Genomic DNA, 25,720 nt, shown 5'->3' on the forward strand with positions numbered 1-25,720 from the left:
AAAACATGTATCTTTTCAGGATTGAATTCTCCATAAAAACTGTATAGCATATATACTCTCGTGTTAAATTTCATATACCGTAATAAGAATAAAAAATTATTTTTTCAAAAAAATGTAGTAATTCCTTTTTGTAGTTTGCTATAATTAGTTCGAATGTGGGCAGTATCAGAGCGAACTGCACCATGATTCGAAGTCATACGAAAAATAATAACTTGGATTCTGCCTTGATCCAATAACGGACTGGGACAGAGGGATGAATAATGCCGACTAACACACAACCCTTCTGCCCTTTTATGGTCAGAGGGGTTTTTTATATGATTTCGGCCATCTCCTCTCTCCTGCATAAAGGAGGAGTAGTTTTTGAAAACAAAAACAGATTTTTTGAAGATGAAAGAGCAAGGTGAGCCGATTACAATGCTAACGGCGTATGATTATCCATCTGCTAAATTAGCAGAAGAAGCTGAAGTTGATATGATTCTAGTTGGAGATTCTCTTGGAATGGTTGTACTCGGATACGATTCAACAGTACCTGTAACAGTAGAGGATATGATTCATCATACGAAAGCTGTACGCCGTGGAGCGAAAGAGACGTTTATTGTAACTGATATGCCATTTATGTCGTATCACGTATCATTACAAGAAACGATGGTGAATGCACGTCGCATCGTTCAAGAGAGCGGGGCACACGCACTGAAGGTAGAAGGTGCTGGAGAAGTTATATCGACGATTCAATATTTGACGAACGCAGGAATTCCTGTTGTAGCGCATTTAGGTTTAACCCCTCAATCTGTAGGAGTGTTGGGTGGATATAAAGTGCAAGGAAAAGATGCGGAGAGTGCAAAAAAATTAATAGAAGATGCAAAGAAATGTGAAGAAGCTGGTGCAATAGCGCTTGTGTTAGAATGTGTACCAATGCAGTTAGCAGAACTTATTTCAGAGCAACTAACAATACCAACAATTGGGATTGGTGCAGGACAAAAAGTAGATGGGCAAGTGCTTGTTTATCATGATCTTATCTCATACGGCGTAAATCGTGTTCCGAAATTTGTGAAGCAATATACGTCTGTTCAAGAGGAGATTGTGCGTGGGATTTCACAATATGTTACTGAAGTAAAGACAAGGCAATTTCCTGAAGAAAAACATTCGTTCACAATGAAAGAGGAAGAATGCTTAGCGTTATACGGAGGAAAACAATAATGAAAATCGTAACTACAGTGCAAGAGATGCAGCAAATTACAAGCGAACTTCGTGCAAGTGGAAAGAGTATTGGTTTTGTTCCAACAATGGGTTATTTACATGAAGGCCATGCTACTTTATTACGTAAGGCAAGAGAAGAAAATGAAATTGTAGTTTTAAGTGTATTTGTAAACCCGCTACAATTCGGCCCAAATGAAGATTTAGATCGATATCCTCGTGATATTGATAGAGATGAAAATGTAGCAAAAGAAAACGGTGTAGATTATTTATTTTATCCGAGTGTAGAAGAAATGTATCCAGCAGAACAAACAACAACAGTAGAAGTTGTGAAGCGCACGGACGTATTATGCGGTCAACAAAGACCTGGTCATTTCGCTGGTGTTGCAACTGTACTGATGAAACTATTTAATATTACGGTGCCAACGCGTGCTTATTTCGGTATGAAAGATGCTCAACAAGTTGCAGTAATTGAAGGATTTGTAACTGATTTCAATATTCCAGTTACAATCGTACCAGTTGATATTGTAAGGGAAGAAGATGGTTTAGCGAAAAGTTCTCGTAACGTGTACCTATCACAAGATGAACGTGAAGAAGCTCTTCATTTATACCGCAGCCTATGTATAGCGAAAGAAAGAATTGAGGCAGGTGAACGTAATCCGGAAATCATTACAAATCTTGTGAAAGATTATATTGAGACGCATACGAAAGGCACTGTAGATTATGCGGATTTATATGCATATCCGTCATTAACAATGGTAGAGAAAGTCGAAGGAAGAATCATTTTAGCTATTGCAGTTAAGTTTGAAAATGTAAGATTAATTGACAATATAACATTAACGGTTAAATAAGGGGGAGCATCTATGTTTCGCACAATGATGAGAGCAAAGTTACATCGTGCAACTGTAACGGAGGCAAATTTAAATTATGTAGGTAGTATTACAATTGATGAAGACTTAATGGATGCAGTAAATATTGTAGAAAACGAAAAAGTCCAAATTGTAAATAATAATAATGGTGCTCGCTTAGAGACATACGTTATTAAAGGGGAACGCGGTAGTGGTGTTGTTTGTTTAAACGGTGCGGCGGCAAGACTTGTACAACCAGGGGACAAAGTAATTATTATTTGTTATGGGCTAGTTACGGAAGAAGAGATTCATACACAAGAACCAAAAATTGCAGTACTAGACGATAATAATCAAATTATTGAAATGTTAGGTGCTGAAAAAGCGGGTACGATATTATAAGTAGAAAGGCTATCTCCATTGCGGAGATAGCTTTTTTGTGCATCTTTTCATTAAGATGAGATAAAACGTGGTATAGTAACATTATATAAATTATTGTTGTTTGAAAGGTAAGAAATTGAGGTGTTACATATATGAGTAAGCGTTATGTCGTTGTTGATTTAGAGACGACAGGGAACTCCTGGAAAGATGGGAAGGATAAAATTACCCAAATTGCAGCTGTTGTAGTAGAAGATGGAGAGATATTGGAGATTTTTTCGTCTTTTGTTAATCCAAAGAGAGAGATCCCACCATTTATTACAGAATTAACAGGGATTGATGAAAGTCTTGTAAAACAAGCCCCGTTATTTCAAGATGTAGCCCCGATGATTGTTGAGCTATTACAAGGTGCGGCTTTCGTTGCGCATAATGTTCACTTTGATTGGAATTTTTTAAATGAAGAATTAAGGCAAGCTGGATATACAGAAATACATTGTCCGAAAATCGACACGGTTGAATTGGCTCAAATTCTTTTGCCGACAGCCGATAGTTATAAATTACGTGATTTAGCTAAAAAGCATGAACTAGAGCACGATCAACCACATCGTGCGGATAGTGATGCTCTTGCAACAGCGGAATTATTTTTACAATTTTTAAATGAAATTGAAAAGTTACCACTTGTCACGTTGCAATCGCTTTATGAATTAAGTGATGTGTTCCAAAGCGATATAGCTGATGTGCTTTCTGAAAATATTTTAAAGAAAGTAATGCACGGTAAAGAAGATATAGCGGAGTATGAAATACATCGAAATATTGCGCTGAAAAAGCGGAACTATTCCTTAAACCTTGGAGAAACGTGTTCATCAAAGTTTGATGCTTTCTTGAATAAAACGATGGATAAATTGGAATCACATATGCCAAAGTTTGAAAGAAGAGAAAGTCAACAACTGATGATGAAAGAGATATATACGGCGTTAAGAGATTCTCGTTTTTCACTAATTGAAGCCGGTACAGGAACAGGAAAGACTCTCGCTTATTTGCTTCCTAGTCTTTATTTTGCAAAGAGAAAAGAAGAACCTGTCATTATAAGTACACAAACGGTACAACTCCAACAACAAATATTAGAAAAAGAAATTCCGTTATTACAAAAAATAATGCCATTTTCATTTGAGGTAGCTCTTCTAAAAGGAAGAAAGCATTATTTATGCTTACATAAATTTGAGTATGCTTTGCAAGAGGAAGAAAAAAATTATGATATGGCACTTACAAAGGCGAAGATTTTAGTTTGGCTATTGCAAACTGAAACAGGTGATCGAGACGAATTAAATATTCCTGAGGGCGGAAAGTTACTTTGGAATCGTATTTGTAGCGATGCGTATAGTCCAGGCGGTATGCAAAGTAATTGGTTTAGTCGTTGTTTTTACCAGCGAGCGAAGAATAAAGCTTTATTTGCAGATATCGTTATTACAAATCATGCGTTATTATTTCAAGATTTTTCAAGTGAAGAACCGTTGTTTGCTTCATGCGAACATATTATTTTTGATGAAGCTCACCATATTGAAGAAGCCGCGAGTAGAACATTGGGTGAACAGTTCTCTTGTATGTATTTTCAATTGGTTATATCTCGTCTTGGGACACTAGAAACAGAAGATGTACTCTCCAAAGTATATAAAATGATGAAAAAATCAGAGCAAGCATCTCGTTCAACTTTCCGTATGATAAGTTATAGTTTGAAGGAACTTAAGTTTGATGCGGATGAACTCTTCCAAATGTTACGTACTTTTATATTTAAACAAACAAAGCAAGAGCAAGGAACGAATAATATGCCGCTCATCTATAGGTATAACGCAGAACTAGAAAAAGGTAAGTTGTGGGATAGTATCGTCGAATTAACAAATCGTTTTATATATGAATTAAGAAGGGTAGTAACTGCTCTTGAGAAGCAAGTGGATATATTGCAAAGTAAGTTAGAATGGGAGATGCATGTTGTAACAGGTGAATTTATGCATTTAATTGAGTTGCTGAGAAAGATGGCAGAATCATTACAGTTACTCGTATTAGAAAAGAATTCGTATGTAACTTGGATGGAGACTGAAACGAAAGGGACGATTCATTCAACAGTTCTATATGCACAGCCTGTTCATATTGGTGAAAGATTTGCTGATGAATTTTTAACAGAAAAAAAGAGTGTTATTTTTACATCCGCAACACTAACAGTTAACGATACGTTTGATTATATAAAAGAGGAACTTGGTTTACATGATTTCGCTCCAAATACTTTAAAGGTTCCGTCGCCATTTCGTTATGATGAACAGATGAAATTAATGGTGTCAACGGATGTACCTTTTATTAAGCAAGTAAGTAATGAGCGATATATTGAATCTGTATCGGAACATATTGCAAAGATAGCGAAAGCCACAAAAGGCAGAATGCTCGTTTTATTCACTTCGTATGAAATGTTAAAAGAAGCGTATGCGAATTTAAAAAATAATGATGAATTAGAGGGGTATTTATTACTGACCCAAAGTGTGAATAATAGAAGTCGAAGCCGCTTAATTCGAAAGTTTCAAGAATTCGACAAATCAATTTTATTAGGGACGAGCAGTTTCTGGGAAGGAATAGATATTCCGGGAGATGCCTTAAGTTGTCTTGTTATAGTCCGTCTACCATTTACACCTCCTCATCAGCCGATGATGGAAGCGAAAGGTGAGTGGCTAAAAAATCAAGGTGAAGATGTATTTGCTAAATTAGCGCTTCCACAAGCAATATTACGTTTCAAACAAGGATTCGGCCGCTTAATTCGAACGAATACAGATACAGGAACGGTAGTAGTGTTAGATCGTCGTTTGACGAGTTCTTCCTATGGAAAAAGATTTCTACAATCGATTCCTAACGTACCTCTTTATGAAGGGCCATTAGAAGAATTGTTAGTACAATTAGAAGAACCACCAAATGAATAAAAATGGAAGAAAAATACGCCTGAAGTACTTATAAACTTCAGGCGTAAAAAATGTGGGTAGGAGGAATTTTATTTTTCTTACTTCTTGTATACAAAATGTGTTGGTTTTCGACTTGAAACCTTTTTTTGCTGTACATGTCCTGCTATAATAGATGGGTGATGAAGCAGGGGTTGTAAAGAATGTACTCTTATTGTAACCGCATTGCGTTCTTCTATAATTAGAAATTTTTGTGTAACGGAGGAGTTTTTTCATGGAGAAGAAAATCGAAGTACTATCAACGACGCGTATTAAATATTCGTCGGATTTGTATAAAATTGTTGATAGTTTAAATCGTACGTTAAAAGAGCAGGACCTCATGTTCGGACTAGCATTAGACGAAAAAGATAAAGAAACAGCTGTATTTACGATTTACAGAACGTAGTGATACAATGAAAAAGTGGATCTTTGCAATCATTATTGTTATCGTTGCTAGCGGAATATATGGGGCGTATGTTTATAATAAAGCGATGGGAAAGAAAATTCCAAAAGAGTCGAAATTTGTAGAAATTGCTAAAGAAAAAGCAAAGCTTACAAAGGTGAAATCTGTTGATTATTACAACGGAAAATCTGCATATATAGTCGTGCAAGGTACAGATGAAAAGGGAGAACAACTTATCGTTTGGGTGCCTGAGAAAAAAGGGGATACTGTAGTAAGGAAAAAGAGCGAAGGTATTTCTGAAAAAGAGGCTATACAAAGAACAATAGAGCAAGTCGGCAATGAAAGTAAGGAATCAAAAAGTAAGCCGAAAGAGATTATGAAAGTGAAATTAGGCTTTGAAAATGATGTACCACTATGGGAAGTTACATATATTGATGATGACAATCGTTATAGTTATTACTATCTTGAATTTAAAGATGGAAAATTTTTAAGACGATATAGCATTGAAAAATAGATGTAGGGGGAACTACAAATGAAATTAGCAAAGCGAGTAGCTGCTTTAACACCGTCTTCAACTTTAGAAATTACAGCAAAGGCACAAGCATTAAAAGCAGAGGGTCATGATGTAATTGCATTAGGGGCAGGGGAACCTGACTTTAATACACCAGAGCATATTATGGATGCTGCACATAAAGCGATGTTAGAAGGGCATACGAAGTATACACCAACAGGTGGATTACAATCGTTAAAACAAGAAATTGTGAAGAAATTTACTCGCGATCAAGGTATTGCGTATGATCCATCTGAAATTATTGTATGTAATGGTGCAAAGCATGCATTGTATACATTATTCCAAGTATTACTTGATGAGGGAGATGAAGTTATCATCCCAACTCCTTACTGGGTAAGCTATCCAGAGCAAGTAAAGCTTGCTGGCGGTAAGCCGGTTTATGTAGAAGGTTTAGAAGACAATGAGTACAAAATTACAGCAAAGCAGCTGCGTGAGGCAATTACAGAGAAAACGAAAGCAGTTATTATTAATTCACCGAGCAATCCAACAGGAATGATTTATAGCAAAGAAGAATTACAACAGCTTGGAGAAGTATGTTTAGAACATGATATTTTAATCGTTTCTGATGAAATTTATGAAAAATTAATTTATGGTGGCGTAGAATATACTTCAATTGCCCAGCTTTCTAATGCATTAAAAGAACAAACACTTATTATTAATGGTGTATCTAAATCTCATTCTATGACAGGATGGCGTATTGGATATGCTGCAGGAAATAAGCAGCTTATTAAAGCGATGACGAACTTAGCGAGTCATAGTACGTCAAACCCTACTTCAATCGCTCAATACGGCGCAATTGCGGCATATGCAGGCTCACAAGAACCTGTGGAAACAATGCGTCAAGCCTTTGAAGAGAGATTAAACATCATTTATGATAAATTAATTCAAATCCCTGGCTTTACTTGCATTAAACCGCAAGGTGCATTTTACTTATTCCCTAACGTAAAAGAAGCTGTAGCTTTATCAGGATATGCAACAGTTGATGATTGGGCAAAAGCTCTATTAGAAGAGGAAAAAGTGGCTCTTGTACCAGGTACAGGATTTGGTGCTCCAAATAATGTTCGCTTATCATATGCGACATCTCTTGAACAAGTAGAGAAAGCATTAGAGCGTATCCATACATTTATGAAAAGTAAAGTGCAAGCTTAATTTTATATTTCATTCATGTAATATAAAAAACCTCCCCATTAATAGGGAGGTTTTTTTGACGAATTGTGGCAAAAAGAAATAGCTAAAGGTGTGTTATACTAGAGAGCGAGGTGTTTGGTGATGAAAAAGAAAATGATGTTACAGTGGTTTGAGCAGGGAAGCATTGCAATTCCAAAATTACTTATGATGCATTATAAAAAATTAGGTTTAAATGAGACGGAATTTATGGTCGTACTTCATGTACACACATTTTTAGAATCAGGTAATTCGTTTCCGACTCCATCAGAGATTTCTGAACGGATGACGATAACGGAAATGAAATGTATGGAAGTAATTCAAGCATTGATTCAAAAAGGGTTTTTATCACTAGAAGGTGGACAAAGATCAGAAGCGATGATGTGCGAAAGTTATTCTTTACAACCGTTATGGGAAAAAATATTACATTTCTTAATGGATGAATCAATAGAGGAAGAGCAAAAAGAAAAAAAACAGCTGCAAGTAAATTTATATACAGTATTTGAAAAAGAATTTGGAAGACCACTTTCGCCGTTCGAATGTGAAACGTTAGGAATGTGGGAGGACCAAGATCAACATCATCCAAATTTAATTCAAGCGGCTCTTAGAGAAGCTGTAATGAGTGGAAAACTAAATTTCCGATATATTGATCGTATTTTATTTGAGTGGAAAAAGAATGGAATTAAAACGGTAGATCAGGCTCAAAATCAAGGTCAAAAATTTAGAGCGAATCAACAAAGAGCACAACAAATGACAAAACAAGAGACGAAATTTACTGGAAAAGTGCCTTTTTATAATTGGTTGGAGCAGTAATATAGGAGGAAGTATATGTTAAATAAAACGCAAATTCGCTATTGTTTAGACACAATGGCGGATATGTATCCAGAAGCACATTGTGAATTAATTCATGAGAATCCTTTTGAATTAGTAATCGCGGTGGCACTATCTGCACAATGTACAGATGCACTTGTAAATAAAGTGACGAAAAATTTATTTCAAAAATATAAAACACCAGAAGATTATTTAAGTGTATCTTTGGAAGAGTTACAACAAGATATACGTTCTATTGGGTTGTATAGAAATAAAGCAAAAAACATTCAAAAATTGTGTCAGATGTTGCTGGATGATTACAATGGAAAAGTTCCAGAAGACCGTGACGAGTTGACGAAATTACCAGGAGTAGGGAGAAAAACAGCAAATGTAGTTGTTTCGGTAGCGTATGGCATCCCGGCAATTGCTGTTGATACGCATGTAGAAAGAGTGAGTAAACGGTTAGCGATTTGTAGATGGAAAGATTCGGTGTTAGAAGTAGAAAAAACATTAATGAAGAAAGTACCGATGGATGAGTGGGGAGTTACACATCATCGTATGATTTTCTTTGGACGTTATCACTGTAAAGCACAACGACCGCAATGTGAGGAGTGCAGACTGTTAGAAGTATGTCGTGAAGGAAAGAAGCGAATGAAGGTGAAATAAAGGATGGAGCGAGTTATAGAAATACCGAAAGAATTTCACTGTTTACCATTTTTTAAAGAAAGTGTAAATTTAATTAAGTATCATACAGACAATTCTTTTGAAGAGATAATACAAAATACTTACTTTATATTTGATATTGAAAGACAGTATGAGCCGTGGAAGGAAATTGAAAACAGCATTCCAGCGATGTTGAATGTATGGAAAAATAAGCATGAAGACATTGCTATACTGTTTCGAAATAGAAATAAGCAAGAGGCTGAGGGACCAATGATTCTTTTTGCAGCTCACTTGTTATCGGTTGTCTATTGGCTAAATGAACAACCTGTTCATAGTTTGAATGAAATGCAAATAAATACGAATAAATTAAAAGTGCAACCTGTTAATTTTATGGAAAGATATTCATTCATTATAAAGAAACCGAGTAATTATCATTCTTATATTCAATTAGCGCAGTTGTATATCGAAATAGAAAAGCTGTATGTAAAGAAAATGATAACAAAAAAGAAGTCCGCTTCTCGTTAAGAGAAACTGACTTCTTTTTTTGTATATTAGGACTCTGTTGTAACAACAGCACCGTCTGCGTGAGGTGTATCTCCTCCGGTATTTTGGTGTTGCTGTTCTTGTTGTTTCTTAGCCTCTTCTTCAGCTTTTTTCTTGGCCTCTTCTTCAGCTTTCTTCTTAGCTTCTTCATCAGCTTTTTTCTTAGCTTCTTCTTCAGCTTTTCTTCTAGCTTCCTCATCAGCTTTCTTTTGAGCTTCTTCTTGCTGTTTACGTTGTTGTTCTTGCTGTTGTTCTTGTTGTTTCTTAGCCTCTTCTTCAGCCTTTTTCTTAGCTTCGTCTTGTTTTACTTTATCTTCATTAGCCTTTTTCTGGGCTTCTTCATCAGCTTTTTTCTTAGCTTCTTCATCGGCCTTTTTCTTAGCCTCTTCTTCAGCTTTTTTCGCACCTGGAGTTCCGCCAGGCGCAGTGAAGGATGCACCAACTGCTGGGCTTGTTCCAGTGCCTTTTTTCGCTACTACAGAGAAGCTGTAAGTAACACCTGGTTTAATACCACCAAGAGTAGCTGTCGTACCACTTATTGATAGGCTACCACTTGAACCATCAGTTGCTTTATAGCTGGCTGCATATGCATCGACTTCTGCTGGTCCAGACCAGTTTAGTGTAACTGTGCTAGCGCCATCAAAAGTGACATTCAGACCACTAGGGGCATCTACTTTAATTTGTTTAATTGCATCTTTTTTCGCACCTTTTACGTATAATTCTCCGTTTATTTCTTGTACAGAAGAAGGACGTTCAAAGCGAGATTTATCTGTAGCGAATTTGCTCATCATTACTTGGAACATTTGCTGTGCAATTTTAGTATAACGATCACTAATGTAGTTTTCTGGACCATTCTTTACGTAACCAGTCCATACAGCCATCGTATATTGTGGTGTATATCCAGCGAACCAGCTATCCCTGTTTGCATCAGCTGGAATGCCGTATTTCTTTAAATCTTTTGCATCAAAGTTTTGCGTTCCAGTTTTACCCGCTACGTCAACACCTGAAACATATGCTGTTGGTCCTGTACCACCAGAACCAGGTTTTACTACGTCACGAAGAACGTCAGTTACCATGTAAGCTGTATAGTCTTGCATAGCGCGTTGTTCTTTCGGTTTAAAGCTTTTCTTTTTCCCGTCCGGGAAGGTTACTTCTTTTACGAAGTGTGGTTTATTATAGTTACCACTATTACCGAAGGTTGCATATGCACCTGCTACTGCTAATGGAGAACTATCGTTACTACCAATTGCAGTAGATTCATGTACTCCATTTTCAAATGTCATGCCTAAACCTTCAGCAAACTCTTTTGATTTATTAAGTCCAACTGTTTGAGCTGTCTTTAAAGCCGGGATGTTTAATGACTTCTTCAATGCTTCACGAAGTGAAACGTCACCTTTAAAACTCCCTGTAGCATTTTTAATCTTTGTGCCATCCGAATAAGTATATTCAGAGTCATTTAATTGATGGTAAGTAGACCATTGAAGATTCTCAATCGCTGGACCGTAGTCGAAAATTGGTTTCATTGTTGAACCAACTTGGCGTTTTAAATCAGTTGCCATATTATGACCTTTGAAAGTGGACTTATTTTCTTTACGTCCAGCACCAATTGCTCGAACTTCTCCAGATTGTGTATCCATAAATACGAATGATCCTTGGAATTGATCGTTTGGATACTTAATAAGATTACCATCCATAATTTTTTCAGCGTAATCTTGAGCATCTTGATCAAGTGTTGTATGAATCGTTAAACCATCTGAACCGATATTTACATCAGGATATTCTTTTTCAACTTCTTTTACAACCGCATCTAAAAATGCTTGATACTTCATCTCAGTTACTTCTGAAGACGGTTGAAGGCCCTCAGTTACTGGGATCTTAACGGCGTTATTCATTTCTTCTTTTGTTATATAACCATGTCGATTCATTAATGATAATACGACATTACGACGATTTGTTGCTCGTTCAACATTTTCCTTTTTTGTTGGATCATAAATGTTTGGACCTTGGGGTAAACCAGCGAGCATAGCAGCTTCATGTAATTGCAAGTCTTTTAAATCTTTACCATAATATTTTTGCGCTGCTGTCGCAATACCGTATGAACGGTTACCTAAATTAATCTTATTTAAGTACATTTCTAAAATCTCATGTTTAGAGTATTGTTGCTCTAATTTGTAAGATAAGTACCATTCTTGTACTTTTCTTTTAGCAGTTTTGTCCATCGTTAGAAAGTAGTTTTTAACGACTTGCTGTGTAATCGTACTACCACCTTGGGAACCGAAACCACCAGTGACATTTTCCATAACTGCTTTTGTAGTTCGTTTAAAATCAATTCCATTATGATCATAGAAACGCGAATCCTCAGTTGCAAGGAATGCATTTTCAACTACTTTTGGAATTTGATCATAAGTAACGTGTGTTCGTTTTTCAGCACCGTATTCATAGAAGAAATTCCCGTTTTTATCAAGAAACTTTGTTGATAAAGGATTAACAAGTTTGGCTTTGTCTAATTTTGGAGCATCCTTTACCATAACAAAGAAAGCGGAAACGCCGGCTACAAGACCAACGATACCAAGAAGTAGACAACCTATAAGAAATTTCTTGAAAAAGGAGCCTTTTTTCTTTGGTTTTTCTTCTTTATGTGTTTTTTTCTCTTGATTTTTCACATGATTTCGTTCTGTACGAGAACGATAATTATCTGACATTATACTTTCTCCTACCTTTCATTCTCTCCCCCAAAAGTCGAAAAAAGAGCCTTAGTGATGACTCTATCACGAAAAATAAACCATGTCTAGTACACGGATATAGTCAATCCGAGGGTGATAACCGCATGATAATAAGGATCCATGCTCTTCTATTTCTTCTTTCGTAATCGACTTGCGTCCACCAGTATTTTGACGATTCCAAAATGCAATAATATGTTTTGCATCTAGTAAATAAAATTCATCAAAAAGTGTAAATTTAATAATAACAAATGCAATTCCATTATGAGCAACCACTTGCTTCATATGTTCAATTTGATGAAGGTGGAAGTTTTGAAGTGGGAAACTAGTTTTATTTTTTGTTTCCTTTGCTTCAAAATCGATGTATTTCCCTTTGTATACACCGTTGTAATCTGTTGTAGAAGGTTGTTTAAAATACGCTTCTTTTACCACTGCAGCACTTCGAGCGGGGTAATCTACTTTTACAATTTGAAGAGGTGTAGGCTTTTTATGTACACATGCAATATTATGGGTTAAGTAATATTGATTTGTTTCATTCAATTCCTCTTCAAGGGACATACCTCTATTACTATAAGTATGTGTTTTTATAGGTGTTTTTTGAGGTTGTGAAGCTTGATTATACCTTTTTCCATTTGGGTAACGAATGGTCATAGTGTGTCCACCCCCAACTTGCTAAGAATTACTTACAAAGGTGATTATATCAAAAAATGAAAAAAGATGTGACCTTTTTGATGAAAGGTATGATGACTTATTTATGTTTACATGGAATGATTATATGAAAATGAAACAAAATCGAGAAAAAAATTTTTGTACAGAGGAAGAAAAAGCAATCATTCACAATATTAAAAAGAAAACAGAAATAGCTAATGTGGACAATATTTCTCGGACACAATCTTATCAAGAATATTATTTAAGAAATAGTGAAATCAGGTGGGCCTTTTTAGCGAGTATGGTTTCGAGAAATGCGGGCTGGAATATGACTGATTTAGAAGGGAGATATTATGCTACTGTTTTACCTAGAACGGTAAAAAAACATTTATTTATTCTGTACGAACAGGCTAATTGGATTATTTTTTTAGATGCATTTCCTCAGCTATTATTGTATGAGGAAAGTAAGAAGAGACGTGCACCTCTCTTTCATTTGTTGCAATATTTCAACGTATCAATTTTTATGGAAAAAGAATGGTTACTTTTCTGGGAAAGAAGAGATATGAATAGGCTTATGACAGCGCTTATTATAAATGAGCAAAATAAAATTCAAAAACCAGTCATTGAGAACACATATTTTAAAAAACATGTATTCCATACTGCACTTTTTAAAGTACAAGAAAGACTTCATATTAGTGCAGTTATCTTCCCAACAATTGAAGGGAGAATGTATGGATTTTCGGTTTATCAATTTGAAACGTTACAACAGCGTATAGAACTAGGAAAAAAATTAGCATGGTTATTGTTTCATCCAATTTATAATGGTTCGTTTTATAAGTTTGCATTGCAAACTACACATACTGGGTCTAGAGAAGATTATGAAGTTTACGCAAAGGAAACTCGAAAGTCTTATACGCCAACACTTAGAGATATTTATCCTGTTATTTTACATGAAGAAATAAAAATGAGAGATTGGTTTTGTGCAAATATGAAAATGAATGTGCTATTTGTACCTGAAGAACCTAAAGGGGAAGTTAATATAACAGAATGGTATAGAAGAAAGAGAGAACAAATCTATAGGCTATCTATGGCAAATCGTTTTGCTAAAAGGATGGATGAGTTCATGATATAATAAAAAAGAAGTCCCGTCTTCCATTTTGAAGACGGGACTTCTTAATTTGAAACAATCCTGCTATGTGTGCTACAACTTTAATCTCAAAACGTAATGCTAGTAGGAGATTAAGGGTGACTTGAAATTTAACTGTTCGTAATAAAGTCTCGCTTTATGTAGCAGGGAAGTTTGGACCATCTAGCTTTGGATTGCCAGTCTCGGGTTTATTTTGTTGTTTGTTTTGGTTTTTCTTTTTTTCATTTTTGTTCTTTGCCATTGTAATACACCTCCTTTTTGTATTGTTACCATTTCTATAAATGACATACGAAATGATTTCTTTGACGAATAACAACTAGTTTTGTCATGTGGGCAGGAGTGGTGAATCATTCGGCGAAATTACATGACAAAGGAAAAGCAAAGAAGGAGGCGTTTTGTATATGGCGATGGTTCAGAAGGAAGATGTAATGAAAAAAATGGATCAAATGTTAAGTTCTCTCGATTTGCTGGAAATGAATATAGGGATTAGAATGAATCATGCATTAAAGGATGCGAGTGAAAAAATATGCAATAAGATAGAAATAACAGAAATGCATATTGAACATATGGAAAATAAATTAGTGCATCACGAAGAGAAAGGGAATTGGGTAAAGACATTTCAAAACGTCGTAGTGAGTGCATAATAAGGTGGGAAAGAAATGAAGAATGAAGCATTAATACAGTCTTCAGAAAAACTCATGCAGTATAATAATGAAGCGAATGTAAAAAAGAGAGAACTAACCGAATACGACTTTTATAAGGATATGAAACCGTTTGTAGATATGGTAGATGAGGAATTAAAGAAGTGGAAAGAATTAGCTTATAAGTGGATTAAAGAAGAAAAGCCAAAATATATACATGTACAGCAAATTGATCAAGTATATGATAATTTACAAACGAATGTGTTGCAATGCTTTGTAAATAAAGGTAAAGGTAAACGATTCTTTGAAACACACCAAGCCATTTCGTATACTTTGCAAAATATAGTTGAGCAATGTAAATAACAAGAGGGAGAGCCCTCTTGTTATTTTTATGCTTCTGTCATTGTTGTAGGTTTTGTTGCGCCGTTTATTTCTAATTCTTTTATTAATGTTCGATAATCTGATATGCATATTTTTCCTTCGAGATACCAATGTCTCGCAAAGTCTAATAATTCATTTGCATTCTCTGTGCAATACCCCTTTTTTTGAGAAAACGCTTGTTTTAAATCCCCTAATACCATGTTGATTCCTCCCCCATGAGAATCTTCTTCTTCATTATCATAGCATGGAAGGGTTTTCTTTTTTAATTTTTTAAAAATTTAAACTTCCGACAAAAATAGACAGATACTCCATCACACATATTATTTTATAGGTACATATTATATATGTAGAAACTTATGTGAAGGAGGAGAGAATGCATGTTTCAACAACCTAACTTATATCAGCAAACGAATCCATATGCACAGCAAAATATGTACCAATATAATACGGATACATATTTACGGTATAATATGTATCCTTTCGAGCCTTATTATGGAAATCAAAATTATTATCAACCGTTTGAAGTGTCCTTTATGAATCAAGCTCAACAACCACAACAGCAGCAACCTTATGTGAATCAAGCTCAACAACCACAACAGCAGCAACCTTATGTGAATCAAGCTCAACAATCACAAGCTCAGCAACCATACATGAATCAACCACAGCAGCAGCCTTATATGAATTCGCAATATTATATGCCACCACCATCTCCGTATGCTAATCAACAAGCGATGTTTTATCCACCAAAACAACCGTACCCGACGCAGGGTAAGCAAAAGCAACAACAGCCAAGTCAGTTTTCTAGTTTTGTTTCTCAATTTAAAACATCAGATGGTAACTATGATGTAAATAAAATGATGAATACAGCTGGACAAATGATGAATGCGATGAATCAAGTGACAGGTATTGTAAAGCAAGTTGGAGGCTTTTTTGGTAAGTGATGTTGAAGAATTGTCTATAAAAACAATGTAAATGAAATAAAGGACTAGACAAATTTCCTTGTAATAAATGGGTATATATAACAAACGGCTTTCTCTCTTTTCTCATACTGTAAAGTGTAATCAGATTTTTTTAACGAGAGAGGAGAGAAAAAACTATGCATCATTGTCATCCTTGCTTTGGAGGGCATAAGCCTACAGGACCTATTTGTACGACTGCTCCTGTCATTCATCCGACGAAACAATGCGTAACACACTCTTTTTCAACAACGGTGGTGCCACACATTTTCCCAACACATACAACACATGTACATCATCAACAAATTAAAAACCAAAACTTCTTCCCGCAAACAAATTCAAATGTAAATGTTGTGGACCCAATCGACCCAGGATTCGGTGGCGGATGTGGACCGTGTGGCCATGGTCATCATCATCATCATCACCACGGTCATCAAATATCTCCATTTGGGCCAGGACCGAATGTATCACCGTTTGGACCAGGACCAAATGTATCACCGTTTTTACCAAACAATGTATCACCAGTAGGTCCAAATATCGGACCAAACGTTGGTGGAATATTTAAAAAGTAAATGATATGTTAGAACTAGCGAAATGCTAGTTCTTTTTTTGTAATTGGAGTGTTGATATGAAAGTTATTGCAGTAACAGGATATAAGCCATTTGAACTTGGAATATTTAAAAATGATCATCCAGGAGTGGAGTGTATAAAGAAAGCATTACACCGTAAATTAATCACTTTTGTAGAAGATGGTTTAGAATGGGTTATAATAAGCGGCCAATTAGGTGTAGAATTATGGGCTGCTGAAGTTGTTTTTGAAATGCAAGTAGAATATCCTGATTTAAAATTAGCGGTATTCACTCCGTTTTTAGAACAAGAAGAAAATTGGAAAGAAGATAATCGTGAATATTACGAATTTATTCTTTCTCAAGCAGACCATGTTGATAGTATCACGAAACGGAAGTATGAAAGCCCAGAGCAATTTAAATTAAAAAATCAATTTTTTATTGAAAAAAGTGATGCGCTTTTAGCGGTATACGATGAAGAAAAACCAGGAAGTCCCAAATATATTGTAGAATCAGCAAAGAAAAAAGGGGAAATAGAAAATTATCACAGTTATTTCATTCTTTTTTCTGATTTACAAGATATAATAGAAGAGGAACAGTGGAATAATGCAGAGTAATATGTAATATAGTACTCGTATATATGATTGACAAAAAGCATTGTTTCTGAAAAAATTTAGTTAATGAAAGTTTTGGTAAAAATTTGAGGTGAAGAAAATGATTTCGGATAAAATTAAATTAACAGCGAAAGATATTTTAGAAAAAGAATTTAAAACAGGTATGAGAGGTTATCAGCAAGAAGAAGTAGACAAGTTTCTTGATATGATCATTAAAGACTATGAAGCTTTCCACAAAGAGTTTGAGCAATTAAAGCAACAAAATGCTCGTTTAAAGCGTGAATTAGAGGAACAAAAACTAGCAGTAACGCAAGTTCCACAACAACCTGTACAAACACCAGTTGCACAACCGGTTTATAACAACACGAATACGGATATTTTAAAACGCTTATCTAACTTAGAAAAAGCTGTATTTGGAAGTAAGTTATACGAATGATGTAAGGTGGGAAAAGGTTTAAGCATTTTACATAGAAAAAAACGTTGCAAAATCTTTTTGTTTCCACTATACTAATGGATGTCATAACGTTTGGGTAATCGCTGCAACGCCAACGTTGTAGAGGAAAGTCCATGCTCGCACGGCCTGAGATGGCTGTAGTGTTCGTGCCTAGCCAATTCATAAGCTAGGGTATTCTGGCTGTAAGGCTGGTTTAACGGCAGGGAAAAAACCTAAGTCCTTTCGGATATGGTTTGACTACCTTTAAAGTGCCACAGTGACGAAGTCCTTGAAGAAATGATAGGAGTGGAACGAGGTAAACCCCACGAGCGAGAAACCCAAATAATGGTAGGGGAATCTTTTCCAAGGAAATGAACGACGGGAAAGGACAGGTTTTATAACCTGTAGATAGATGATTGCCACCGGAGTACGAGGCGTGGGCCGTTTGTAGTACAAAGGAACAGAACATGGCTTACAGAACGTTATGAACCAACTATGAAATAACTCAGCTCTCCTTTGTTAGAGGAGGGCTTTTTATTTGTATGAAGTTATAAAGTATGAGTTAAAATGGTTAATGAGAAAATTTTTCGTAAAATGTAATAATTAATAGGACCAATTGCTATTAATTATTGTTTGAATATACATAAGAGGTGAATGCAAATGGGAAAAGTTACTTTAATTGCAACAGCGGCAATGGGTATTGAAGCGTTAGTTGCCCGAGAAGTTCGCGATCTTGGTTATGAATGTCAAGTAGAAAACAGCAAAGTAACATTTGAAGCAGATGAAAAGGCGATTTGTCGTACGAACTTATGGTTACGTACTGCGGACCGTGTAAAAATTAAAGTTGGCGAATTTAAAGCAACGACATTTGATGAGCTATTTGAAAAAACGAAAGCATTAAACTGGGGAGATTATATTCCAGAGAATGGTGAATTCCCTGTTATCGGTAAATCTTTAAAATCTGAATTATTCAGTGTTTCGGATTGCCAACGTATCGTTAAAAAAGCTGTCGTTGAAAAATTAAAAACAACATATAAACGTACAACTTGGTTTGAAGAAGATGGTCCGTTATTCCGTATCGAGATTGCAATGCTCAAGGATATTGCAACATTAACAATTGATGCGAGCGGTGTTGGGCTTCATAAACGTGGATACCGTATGGATCAAGGGGAAGCTCCGTTAAAAGAAACATTAGCTGCGTCTTTAATTAAATTAACAAACTGGAAGCCAGATCGTCCATTTGTTGATCCATTCTGTGGATCAGGTACAATTCCGATTGAAGCAGCATTAATTGGACAAAACATTGCACCAGGATTTAACCGTGGTTTCGCATCTGACGAGTGGGGCTGGGTAGGTAAACAAAACTGGCGTGAAGCTCGTCAAGAAGCTGAAGATTTAGCGAACTATGATCAACGATTACAAATCATTGGATCAGATATTGATCATCGTATGATTCGAGTTGCTCAAGATAACGCAGAAGAAGTAGGCTTAGGCGATTTAATTACATTTAAACAAATGCAAGTAAAAGATTTCACAACAAAAGAGGATTATGGCTACGTTGTAACGAATCCTCCATACGGAGAACGTTTAAGTGAAAAAGCACTCGTTGAACAACTGTATAAAGAAATGGGACAAGTATTCCGCCCATTAGATACATGGTCAGCGTATGTATTAACAAGCTACGAAGCATTTGAGAAGTGTTACGGAAAAGATGCGTCGAAGAAGCGTAAGCTGTTTAACGGATTTATCCGTACAGATTACTACCAATACTTCGGAAAACGTCCACCGCGTAATTCATAGTATAAAACTCCTCTAGCGCGCATATACTGGCTATTATGTAATGCGTAAAGGAGGAAGTCATATGGATAATTTTCAATTATCAATGATTCAAAAAGCTATTCACCGTACGTATGATGAGCTCGGAAAAGAAGTGGATAGTCAAGGTGCGATTGTAGATGAAATACAAAAAGCACAAGAAGAATATTTGTCAGCTCTTTCACATGAAACAGCGATTGATAAACGGTATTTAAAGTCATTAATATAGAAGAAAATTTTCCTTTTTCGAAAGGAAAATTTTTTTTCGTGAATTTCTATGTATTGCAACAGGGGAAAGTGGCTGCACACATATGCGTAGCAGTTGCTATTATCTTTTTATAGAAAAACTTTTTGGTTGGAGGCTAAGGATGTTTACTGAGAAGAGATTACCATTTGAAGTAGGAAAACAAGATAATTTTTATGATAAGTTGAATGAGTGGATTGGAGATGTGTTTTACGACATCCTTCCGGAAAAAGGCTTTGAAGAGCGTGATGAACAAATTTTTATGGCGTTTCAGTTAGAACGCGCTTTCCAAGAAAAGAAAGTTATGTTCGCAGAAGCTGGTGTAGGAACAGGGAAAACAATTGTATATCTTCTATATGCAATTTGTTACGCGCGTTATACTGGGAAACCAGCTATTATTGCTTGTGCAGATGAAACGTTAATTGAGCAGCTTGTGAAAGAAGAAGGGGACATCGCTAAGTTATCTGAAGCATTAGGGCTATCTGTTGATGTAAGGCTTGCAAAATCAATGGATAATTATTTATGCTTACGTAAACTTGAAGATGTTATGAGTGGACGAGCTCCAGAAGTAATTGAAGACGTATATTACGAGTTACCACAGTTTGTATTCGATCATGGTACGATGCAAAACTTTACTCACTATGGTGACAGAAAAGAATTTCCACTTTTAAATGACGAAGAATGGTCAAAAGTAAATTGGGATTACTTCCAAGATTGCTTTACTTGTGATTCTCGTCATCGTTGTGGACAAACTCTTTCTCGTGAACATTATCGTAAAGCAGCAGATTTAATTATTTGTTCTCAAGATTTCTATATGGATCATATTTGGACGTACGATGCTCGTAAGCGTGAAGGGCAAATTCCATTATTACCAGAAAGTAGCTGCGTTGTATTCGATGAAGGACATCTTGTAGAATATGCAGCTCAAAAAGCTTTAACATACCGTTTAAAGCAAACGATGATGGAGCAACTATTAACGAGATTGCTACAAAACGATATTCGTGAGGAGTTTGCACATTTAGTAGAAGAAACAATTTGGCAAACTGAACGATTCTTTGATGTGTTACAAGAGAATAAAAAGGAAATTGCCGGTTCTGATCGTCTAGAAATTACTGTGACAGAAAAAGTAACAGCTGAAGCGAAACGACTTTATGCAAAAATCGGTGAAGTTGGAGATGCATTAGTATTCGAAAGTGAAATGCATACAGTAAACACGTATGATTTAAATATTGTTGATGAGCATTTAGATGTATTAGAACATTCACTTCGTCTGTTCATGCACGAGAAAAATGTAATTACTTGGGGTGAAGAAGGTGATGGTGCCTTCACGTTAGTTATTATGCCACGTGCAGTTGAAGAAGTGTTACAAGAGAAAGTATTCTCGAAGAAAATACCGTATATTTTCTCTTCTGCGACATTATCGAACAACGATTCATTCGCTTTCACAGCTAATAGCCTAGGGGTAAAAGATTACTTGTCATTCTCAGTTGCTTCACCGTTTGATTACGAAGAGCAAATGACAGTAAACTTACTATCACATACGAAAGAAAATGAATGGGAAAGAAAGTGTCAATATACACTTGAAAATATACAAAAAACAAATGGACGTACGCTTGTATTATTCCGTACAACGCAAGAGCTTGCAGCGTTCAAAGAGTATGTAAGTAAAGAGCAAATGTCGGTTCCGTTCTTATATGAAGGAGATCAGGAAATTAGCCAGCTCGTTTCTCGTTTCCAAAATGAAGAAGAGACTGTACTTTGTGCGGTTCATTTATGGGAAGGTTTAGATATTCCTGGTTCATCATTATCGCACGTTATTATTTGGTCTTTACCATTCCCTCCAAACGATCCTGTGTTTGAAGCGAAACGTAAGCACGTAAATGATCCATTCTGGGATGTAGATGTACCATATATGATTTTACGACTTCGTCAAGGAATTGGGCGTTTAATTCGTACAAGTGAAGATAAAGGTGCTATATCAATTTTCTTATCTGATTCAGAAGATGAGAAAGTAGTTGCAGCTGTGAAAAATGTACTGCCAGTAGAAGGTAAAGAATTATAAGGAGAAAGCTTGGCGCTTGCCAAGCTTTTTTTCTATTATAAAAGGAATTTATGTTTCTGTGTCGAATCAAATTTGAGGTAGAAAAAGGAGGCTTTTATACGATGACAGTTGCTACATATGAGGTAGAAAAACAATTTTTAACATACGTGAAGAAGATACAGAATTACGGAGAAGCATTAAGTTTAATGTTTTGGGATTTAAGAACAGGTGCACCAAAAAAAGGTGTAGATCAGCGTTCAGAAGTAATTGGTATGCTTTCGTCAGAAGTGTTTGCTATGTCGACTTCAGATGAGATGGGAAACTATTTAACAGAACTTGAAGCTTTAATACGTGAAGATAAACTTTCTGAAACGACAAAGAAAATGGTTGAAGAGTGTCGGAAAGAATATGATAGAAATAAAAAAATTCCACAAGCTGAATATGAGGCTTATGTGAAATTAGAAGCGAAAGCAGAGAGTGTGTGGGAAGAAGCTCGTGAAAAATCTGATTTCGAAATGTTCCGCCCGTACTTAGAAAAAATTGTTGAATTTAAAAAGAAATTTATTACATATTGGGGTTATGAAACATATAAATATAATACATTATTAGACATGTATGAGCCAGGTATTACAGTAGAAGTTTTAGATCACGTATTTGGTCAACTTCGTGAGCGCATCGTGCCGCTTGTAAAAGAAATCTCTGAGTCTAAAAAAGGATTAAAAACAAGTGCTTTATCGGAACAGTTTTCAAAAGAAAAACAAAAGAACTTTACATTAGAACTATTAAAGCAATTGAATTATGACTTTGAAGCAGGTCGTCTTGATGAAACAGTACATCCTTTCGAAATTACATTAAATAGAGGGGATGTTCGTATTACGACACGCTATGATGAAAAAGATTTCCGTATGGCTGTATTTGGAACAATTCATGAATGTGGTCATGCAGTATATGAACAAAATATTGCAGAACAATTTGAAGGTACACCACTTTGCAGTGGTACATCTATGGGTATTCACGAATCACAATCATTATTCTTTGAGAATTTTATCGGCCGTAATAAATCATTCTGGAAGAAAAATTATGATTTATTAAAAGAGTATAGCAATGGTCAATTTGATGATATGTCAGTCGATGAATTTTATGATGCAATTAACGAATCGAAGCCGTCATTCATTCGTATAGAAGCAGATGAGCTTACATACCCGCTTCATGTTATGGTGCGTTATGAATTAGAGAAAGAATTATTTGATGGTACATTACAAGTGAAGGACTTACCAGCAGCTTGGAATGATAAGATGGAAGCATATTTAGGAATTCGTCCGGAAAATGATGCACAAGGTGTATTGCAAGATGTTCACTGGGCTGGTGGCTCATTTGGATACTTCCCATCTTATGCGCTTGGTTACATGTATGCAGCGCAATTTAAGCAAAGAATGTTAAAAGACATTCCGAACTTTGATGCATTATTAGAAGAAGGAAACGTAACACCGATTCGTGAATGGTTAACAGAACATATTCACCAATATGGTAAAACGAAAAAGCCGCTTGAAATTTTAGAAGATGTAACAGGTGAAGGCTTAAATGCAAACTACTTAGCCGATTATTTAGAAGCGAAATATAAAGAGATTTATGAGTTGTAAAAAAAGAGCTGCTTAATTGCAGCTCTTTTTTAAAGGGGGATGGGAGAATGGACTATACATATACAGTAATGACGCAAGAAGAAGCAGAAGAAATTGCATACAACTGGCATTATGAAGGGAAATATTCCTTTTACGATATAGAGGCAGATGAAGAAGATTTAGCTGAATTTTTACATGATGAAAGTAGAGGGAATCATACATTTTCTGTGAAGGAAAATGGCACTCTCATTGGTTATTTTACTGTTTGTAAAATAAATGACGGAACGGTTGATATTGGTCTTGGAATGAGACCTAATATAACTGGGAACGGATTTGGTTTACAGTTCTTAAACGCTATACTAGCTTTTAGTAAAGAAAAATATGGATGCAAGTATATAACACTATCAGTAGCTATATTTAATGAGAGAGCGATTAAAGTGTATAAAAGGGCAGGGTTTGAAGTAGTTGGAACGTTTATACAGAAAACAAATGGTAGTTGTTTTGAGTTTTTGAAAATGAATTATATATGTAAAAATGATTAAAAAACAGAAGAATCTCCTTCTGTTTTTTTATGCAGAAATAAATCATACTTTTTGTAATTGGAAGTTTTGAAATTTTGGAAGAGGATGTGTATGATTGAAGTTTAATAGTAAATAGCAAGTTTAGTAAGGAGAGACAGCATGAGTATAATTAAAACGAAAAATGAAATAGAGTTAATGCATAAATCTGGAAAATTACTTGCTTCATGTCATAGAGAAATTGCGAAGATGATGAAACCAGGTATTACTACAAAAGAAATTAATACGTTTGTTGAAGCATATTTAGAACAGCATGGTGCAACGTCTGAGCAGAAAGGGTACAACGGATATCCATATGCGATATGTGCATCTGTAAACGATGAAATGTGTCATGCGTTTCCGGCCGATGTTCCTTTAACTGAGGGTGATATTGTAACAATTGACACGGTAGTAAACTTAAATGGAGGTCTTTCAGATTCTGCTTGGACGTATAGAGTTGGAAAAGTTTCTGATGAAGCAGAAAAGTTGTTGTTAGTAGCTGAGAATGCTTTGTATAAAGGAATTGACCAGGCGATAATCGATAACCATGTAGGAGATATTGGCTATGCAATTGAAAGTTATGTAACAAATGAAGGTTTTTCTGTTGCAAGAGACTTTACGGGACATGGAATCGGTAAAGAGATTCATGAAGAACCAGCAATTTTTCATTTTGGGAAACAAGGACAAGGACCTCAGTTACAAGAAGGAATGGTAATTACAATTGAACCGATTGTAAATATAGGTATGCGATATTCTAAAGTAGATTTAAATGGGTGGACTGCACGAACGATGGACGGGAAATTATCAGCTCAATATGAGCATACAATTGCGATTACAAAAGATGGGCCAATCATTTTAACGAAGTTGTAATTGGAAATGAAAGAGTTTGCAAAACTCGAACAAAAATAGTAGTTTTTAAAAATTTGTACGTGTTTTTTCGATAAATGCTTTTCAAAGCATAAAAAGTACGTTATAATCCTTCTATAAAATAAATAGTTAGCTACACTCATATAATCGCGGGGATATGGCCTGCAAGTTTCTACCGAAGTACCGTAAATACTTTGACTATGAGTGAGGACGAATATAATTGCTTGTTTAGCATTCTTTTTTTGCGAAACTCCAAAAGCGCGTCTCTCACTTGTAACGAGTGGTGGTGGCTTTTGGAGTTTTTTTATTGCATAAGAGGGGGAACAAACATGAAAGTATTACAAGAAAAGATTTTGAACGAAGGAAAGGTTTTATCTGGTGACGTATTAAAGGTAGATGCTTTTTTAAATCATCAAATTGATCCAGTACTTATGCAAGAAATCGGAAAAGAATTTGCTAAACGTTTTAAAGAAGAGAACATTACAAAAATCGTGACGATTGAATCTTCAGGCATTGCACCAGCAGTTATGGCTGCATTAGAGCTTGGTGTAAAAGTAATTTTTGCACGAAAACGTAAATCGTTAACGTTACAAGATAATATGTACGTTGCAAACGTATATTCATTTACAAAACAAGAAACAAATGAAATTTCATTATCTCGAAATCATATCGATGAAAATGATCGTGTATTAATCATCGATGACTTTTTAGCAAACGGTCAGGCTGCTTTAGGTTTAATGAGTTTAGTAGAGCAAGCTGGAGCGAGTATTGCAGGAATTGGAATTGTTATTGAAAAAGCATTTCAAGATGGAGGAAAGAAGCTTCGTGAACAAGGCGTTCGTGTTGAATCACTAGCAGAAATTGCATCACTTGATAACGGCACAGTTACATTTGTACAGCAAGAAACTGCGGAGGTGAAATAAAC

28 protein-coding genes, 1 other RNA gene and 1 riboswitch are annotated in these 25,720 nt (G+C 35.6%); of the genes, 25 read left to right on the forward strand and 4 right to left on the reverse strand.

What is annotated here, in order from left to right; genetic code table 11:
• Nucleotides 1-360 precede the first annotated feature (360 nt).
• The 10 genes from panB (at nt 361) to C3Y97_RS07710 (ending at nt 9,528) form a co-directional block, all read left to right on the forward strand.
• Nucleotides 361-1,197: a 3-methyl-2-oxobutanoate hydroxymethyltransferase gene (gene panB / locus C3Y97_RS07665; RefSeq protein ID WP_000851108.1), complete on the forward strand. Its 837-nt coding sequence runs from the start codon at nt 361-363 to the stop codon at nt 1,195-1,197.
• A complete protein-coding gene (gene panC / locus C3Y97_RS07670; RefSeq protein WP_000707025.1) occupies nt 1,197-2,045 on the forward strand; it encodes a pantoate--beta-alanine ligase in 849 nt (282 codons plus the stop codon). Before panB ends, panC begins: the two co-directional genes overlap by 1 nt.
• 12 nt (nt 2,046-2,057) lie before the next feature.
• Nucleotides 2,058-2,441 (forward strand): aspartate 1-decarboxylase, encoded by a 384-nt coding sequence (gene panD / locus C3Y97_RS07675; RefSeq protein WP_000490184.1) that lies wholly within the window; start codon nt 2,058-2,060, stop codon nt 2,439-2,441.
• 131 nt (nt 2,442-2,572) lie between these two features.
• Complete coding sequence (gene dinG / locus C3Y97_RS07680) at nt 2,573-5,377, forward strand: ATP-dependent DNA helicase DinG (RefSeq protein ID WP_065212120.1); 2,805 nt, start codon at nt 2,573-2,575, stop codon at nt 5,375-5,377.
• Nucleotides 5,378-5,627: 250 nt separating this feature from the next.
• Nucleotides 5,628-5,798: a YpmA family protein gene (locus tag C3Y97_RS07685; protein ID WP_000412179.1), complete on the forward strand. Its 171-nt coding sequence runs from the start codon at nt 5,628-5,630 to the stop codon at nt 5,796-5,798.
• A 7-nt stretch (nt 5,799-5,805) separates the two neighbouring features.
• A complete protein-coding gene (locus C3Y97_RS07690; RefSeq protein WP_000758739.1) occupies nt 5,806-6,309 on the forward strand; it encodes a cell wall elongation regulator TseB-like domain-containing protein in 504 nt (167 codons plus the stop codon).
• Nucleotides 6,310-6,327: 18 nt separating this feature from the next.
• Nucleotides 6,328-7,515 carry an aspartate transaminase AspB gene (gene aspB, locus C3Y97_RS07695; protein ID WP_000761560.1) on the forward strand — a complete coding sequence of 396 codons (1,188 nt, stop codon included), beginning with the start codon at nt 6,328-6,330 and terminating at the stop codon, nt 7,513-7,515.
• A 120-nt stretch (nt 7,516-7,635) separates the two neighbouring features.
• On the forward strand, nt 7,636-8,343 hold the full coding sequence (dnaD, locus tag C3Y97_RS07700) for a DNA replication protein DnaD (protein ID WP_000728542.1): 708 nt from the start codon (nt 7,636-7,638) through the stop codon (nt 8,341-8,343).
• Nucleotides 8,344-8,358: 15 nt separating this feature from the next.
• A complete protein-coding gene (gene nth, locus C3Y97_RS07705; protein ID WP_000933030.1) occupies nt 8,359-9,006 on the forward strand; it encodes an endonuclease III in 648 nt (215 codons plus the stop codon).
• 3 nt (nt 9,007-9,009) lie between these two features.
• A complete protein-coding gene (locus C3Y97_RS07710; protein ID WP_000442650.1) occupies nt 9,010-9,528 on the forward strand; it encodes a YpoC family protein in 519 nt (172 codons plus the stop codon).
• Nucleotides 9,529-9,554: 26 nt separating this feature from the next.
• Here C3Y97_RS07710 and C3Y97_RS07715 read toward each other — a convergent pair whose 3' ends face one another.
• Together C3Y97_RS07715 and recU are read right to left on the reverse strand one after the other, a co-directional pair.
• Nucleotides 9,555-12,248: a PBP1A family penicillin-binding protein gene (locus C3Y97_RS07715; RefSeq protein ID WP_086692568.1), complete on the reverse strand. Its 2,694-nt coding sequence runs from the start codon at nt 12,246-12,248 to the stop codon at nt 9,555-9,557.
• Between the two features lie 66 nt (nt 12,249-12,314).
• On the reverse strand, nt 12,315-12,917 hold the full coding sequence (gene recU / locus C3Y97_RS07720) for a Holliday junction resolvase RecU (RefSeq protein ID WP_000155598.1): 603 nt from the start codon (nt 12,915-12,917) through the stop codon (nt 12,315-12,317).
• Between the two features lie 103 nt (nt 12,918-13,020).
• Here recU and C3Y97_RS07725 point away from each other — a divergent pair, with 103 nt between their 5' ends.
• Nucleotides 13,021-14,046, forward strand: a complete 1,026-nt coding sequence (locus C3Y97_RS07725) for a DUF2515 domain-containing protein (RefSeq protein WP_000495659.1) — start codon at nt 13,021-13,023, stop codon at nt 14,044-14,046.
• A gap of 151 nt (nt 14,047-14,197) precedes the next feature.
• Here C3Y97_RS07725 and C3Y97_RS28330 read toward each other — a convergent pair whose 3' ends face one another.
• Entirely contained in the window at nt 14,198-14,377 is a 180-nt protein-coding gene (locus tag C3Y97_RS28330) for a hypothetical protein (RefSeq protein WP_001987054.1), read from the reverse strand.
• 85 nt (nt 14,378-14,462) lie between these two features.
• Here C3Y97_RS28330 and C3Y97_RS07730 point away from each other — a divergent pair, with 85 nt between their 5' ends.
• Both C3Y97_RS07730 and C3Y97_RS07735 read left to right on the forward strand, forming a co-directional pair.
• Nucleotides 14,463-14,705, forward strand: a complete 243-nt coding sequence (locus C3Y97_RS07730) for a hypothetical protein (RefSeq protein WP_001252036.1) — start codon at nt 14,463-14,465, stop codon at nt 14,703-14,705.
• 15 nt (nt 14,706-14,720) lie between these two features.
• Nucleotides 14,721-15,065 (forward strand): YppE family protein, encoded by a 345-nt coding sequence (locus C3Y97_RS07735; RefSeq protein WP_000786939.1) that lies wholly within the window; start codon nt 14,721-14,723, stop codon nt 15,063-15,065.
• 26 nt (nt 15,066-15,091) lie between these two features.
• Here the strand turns inward: C3Y97_RS07735 and C3Y97_RS07740 are convergent, their stop codons facing one another.
• Nucleotides 15,092-15,283 carry a YppF family protein gene (locus tag C3Y97_RS07740; RefSeq protein ID WP_000242652.1) on the reverse strand — a complete coding sequence of 64 codons (192 nt, stop codon included), beginning with the start codon at nt 15,281-15,283 and terminating at the stop codon, nt 15,092-15,094.
• A 177-nt stretch (nt 15,284-15,460) separates the two neighbouring features.
• Here C3Y97_RS07740 and C3Y97_RS07745 point away from each other — a divergent pair, with 177 nt between their 5' ends.
• From C3Y97_RS07745 to C3Y97_RS07800, 12 genes are all read left to right on the forward strand, one after another.
• Nucleotides 15,461-16,024, forward strand: coding sequence for a YppG family protein (locus C3Y97_RS07745; protein WP_016122190.1), 564 nt, complete (start codon nt 15,461-15,463; stop codon nt 16,022-16,024).
• 155 nt (nt 16,025-16,179) lie between these two features.
• Nucleotides 16,180-16,611: a CotD family spore coat protein gene (locus C3Y97_RS07750; RefSeq protein ID WP_000546272.1), complete on the forward strand. Its 432-nt coding sequence runs from the start codon at nt 16,180-16,182 to the stop codon at nt 16,609-16,611.
• Nucleotides 16,612-16,667: 56 nt separating this feature from the next.
• On the forward strand, nt 16,668-17,222 hold the full coding sequence (locus tag C3Y97_RS07755; RefSeq protein WP_000862908.1) for an SLOG family protein: 555 nt from the start codon (nt 16,668-16,670) through the stop codon (nt 17,220-17,222).
• A gap of 97 nt (nt 17,223-17,319) precedes the next feature.
• On the forward strand, nt 17,320-17,655 hold the full coding sequence (gene gpsB / locus C3Y97_RS07760) for a cell division regulator GpsB (protein WP_000622431.1): 336 nt from the start codon (nt 17,320-17,322) through the stop codon (nt 17,653-17,655).
• Nucleotides 17,656-17,741: 86 nt separating this feature from the next.
• Nucleotides 17,742-18,132, forward strand: an RNA gene (gene rnpB / locus C3Y97_RS07765) — RNase P RNA component class B.
• A gap of 180 nt (nt 18,133-18,312) precedes the next feature.
• Nucleotides 18,313-19,452, forward strand: coding sequence for a THUMP domain-containing class I SAM-dependent RNA methyltransferase (locus C3Y97_RS07770; protein WP_000521224.1), 1,140 nt, complete (start codon nt 18,313-18,315; stop codon nt 19,450-19,452).
• Between the two features lie 61 nt (nt 19,453-19,513).
• Nucleotides 19,514-19,696, forward strand: coding sequence for a DUF3921 domain-containing protein (locus C3Y97_RS07775; RefSeq protein ID WP_000368570.1), 183 nt, complete (start codon nt 19,514-19,516; stop codon nt 19,694-19,696).
• Nucleotides 19,697-19,835: 139 nt separating this feature from the next.
• Nucleotides 19,836-21,773, forward strand: a complete 1,938-nt coding sequence (locus C3Y97_RS07780; RefSeq protein ID WP_000493709.1) for an ATP-dependent DNA helicase — start codon at nt 19,836-19,838, stop codon at nt 21,771-21,773.
• 101 nt (nt 21,774-21,874) lie between these two features.
• Complete coding sequence (gene ypwA, locus C3Y97_RS07785) at nt 21,875-23,392, forward strand: carboxypeptidase (RefSeq protein ID WP_000215077.1); 1,518 nt, start codon at nt 21,875-21,877, stop codon at nt 23,390-23,392.
• 47 nt (nt 23,393-23,439) lie between these two features.
• Nucleotides 23,440-23,913, forward strand: a complete 474-nt coding sequence (locus tag C3Y97_RS07790) for a GNAT family N-acetyltransferase (protein ID WP_000386779.1) — start codon at nt 23,440-23,442, stop codon at nt 23,911-23,913.
• Between the two features lie 138 nt (nt 23,914-24,051).
• Nucleotides 24,052-24,798, forward strand: a complete 747-nt coding sequence (locus tag C3Y97_RS07795; RefSeq protein WP_000022490.1) for a type I methionyl aminopeptidase — start codon at nt 24,052-24,054, stop codon at nt 24,796-24,798.
• 116 nt (nt 24,799-24,914) lie between these two features.
• Nucleotides 24,915-25,016: riboswitch (purine riboswitch) on the forward strand.
• A gap of 108 nt (nt 25,017-25,124) precedes the next feature.
• Nucleotides 25,125-25,718, forward strand: a complete 594-nt coding sequence (locus C3Y97_RS07800) for a xanthine phosphoribosyltransferase (RefSeq protein ID WP_000866483.1) — start codon at nt 25,125-25,127, stop codon at nt 25,716-25,718.
• The last annotated feature ends 2 nt before the right edge of the window (nt 25,719-25,720 follow it).

The sequence above is a fragment of the Bacillus sp. DU-106 genome (assembly GCF_004799705.1).
Lineage (GTDB): Bacteria > Bacillota > Bacilli > Bacillales > Bacillaceae_G > Bacillus_A > Bacillus_A cereus.

Bases quoted from the DNA above. Each gene is read 5' to 3' on its own strand.
- C3Y97_RS07735 (WP_000786939.1), top strand. From the start codon at position 14,721: ATGAAGAATGAAGCATTAATACAGTCTTCAGAAAAACTCATGCAGTAT.
- C3Y97_RS07755 (WP_000862908.1), top strand. From the start codon at position 16,668: ATGAAAGTTATTGCAGTAACAGGATATAAGCCATTTGAACTTGGAATA.
- panC (WP_000707025.1), top strand. From the start codon at position 1,197: ATGAAAATCGTAACTACAGTGCAAGAGATGCAGCAAATTACAAGCGAA.
- C3Y97_RS07740 (WP_000242652.1), bottom strand. From the start codon at position 15,283: ATGGTATTAGGGGATTTAAAACAAGCGTTTTCTCAAAAAAAGGGGTAT.
- C3Y97_RS07795 (WP_000022490.1), top strand. From the start codon at position 24,052: ATGAGTATAATTAAAACGAAAAATGAAATAGAGTTAATGCATAAATCT.
- ypwA (WP_000215077.1), top strand. From the start codon at position 21,875: ATGACAGTTGCTACATATGAGGTAGAAAAACAATTTTTAACATACGTG.
- C3Y97_RS07790 (WP_000386779.1), top strand. From the start codon at position 23,440: ATGGACTATACATATACAGTAATGACGCAAGAAGAAGCAGAAGAAATT.
- dinG (WP_065212120.1), top strand. From the start codon at position 2,573: ATGAGTAAGCGTTATGTCGTTGTTGATTTAGAGACGACAGGGAACTCC.
- C3Y97_RS07690 (WP_000758739.1), top strand. From the start codon at position 5,806: ATGAAAAAGTGGATCTTTGCAATCATTATTGTTATCGTTGCTAGCGGA.
- C3Y97_RS07750 (WP_000546272.1), top strand. From the start codon at position 16,180: ATGCATCATTGTCATCCTTGCTTTGGAGGGCATAAGCCTACAGGACCT.
- aspB (WP_000761560.1), top strand. From the start codon at position 6,328: ATGAAATTAGCAAAGCGAGTAGCTGCTTTAACACCGTCTTCAACTTTA.
- C3Y97_RS07730 (WP_001252036.1), top strand. From the start codon at position 14,463: ATGGCGATGGTTCAGAAGGAAGATGTAATGAAAAAAATGGATCAAATG.
- C3Y97_RS07770 (WP_000521224.1), top strand. From the start codon at position 18,313: ATGGGAAAAGTTACTTTAATTGCAACAGCGGCAATGGGTATTGAAGCG.
- nth (WP_000933030.1), top strand. From the start codon at position 8,359: ATGTTAAATAAAACGCAAATTCGCTATTGTTTAGACACAATGGCGGAT.
- C3Y97_RS07745 (WP_016122190.1), top strand. From the start codon at position 15,461: ATGTTTCAACAACCTAACTTATATCAGCAAACGAATCCATATGCACAG.
- C3Y97_RS07775 (WP_000368570.1), top strand. From the start codon at position 19,514: ATGGATAATTTTCAATTATCAATGATTCAAAAAGCTATTCACCGTACG.
- panD (WP_000490184.1), top strand. From the start codon at position 2,058: ATGTTTCGCACAATGATGAGAGCAAAGTTACATCGTGCAACTGTAACG.
- gpsB (WP_000622431.1), top strand. From the start codon at position 17,320: ATGATTTCGGATAAAATTAAATTAACAGCGAAAGATATTTTAGAAAAA.
- recU (WP_000155598.1), bottom strand. From the start codon at position 12,917: ATGACCATTCGTTACCCAAATGGAAAAAGGTATAATCAAGCTTCACAA.
- C3Y97_RS07780 (WP_000493709.1), top strand. From the start codon at position 19,836: ATGTTTACTGAGAAGAGATTACCATTTGAAGTAGGAAAACAAGATAAT.
- C3Y97_RS07725 (WP_000495659.1), top strand. From the start codon at position 13,021: ATGTTTACATGGAATGATTATATGAAAATGAAACAAAATCGAGAAAAA.
- dnaD (WP_000728542.1), top strand. From the start codon at position 7,636: ATGAAAAAGAAAATGATGTTACAGTGGTTTGAGCAGGGAAGCATTGCA.
- C3Y97_RS07800 (WP_000866483.1), top strand. From the start codon at position 25,125: ATGAAAGTATTACAAGAAAAGATTTTGAACGAAGGAAAGGTTTTATCT.
- C3Y97_RS07685 (WP_000412179.1), top strand. From the start codon at position 5,628: ATGGAGAAGAAAATCGAAGTACTATCAACGACGCGTATTAAATATTCG.
- C3Y97_RS07710 (WP_000442650.1), top strand. From the start codon at position 9,010: ATGGAGCGAGTTATAGAAATACCGAAAGAATTTCACTGTTTACCATTT.
- C3Y97_RS07715 (WP_086692568.1), bottom strand. From the start codon at position 12,248: ATGTCAGATAATTATCGTTCTCGTACAGAACGAAATCATGTGAAAAAT.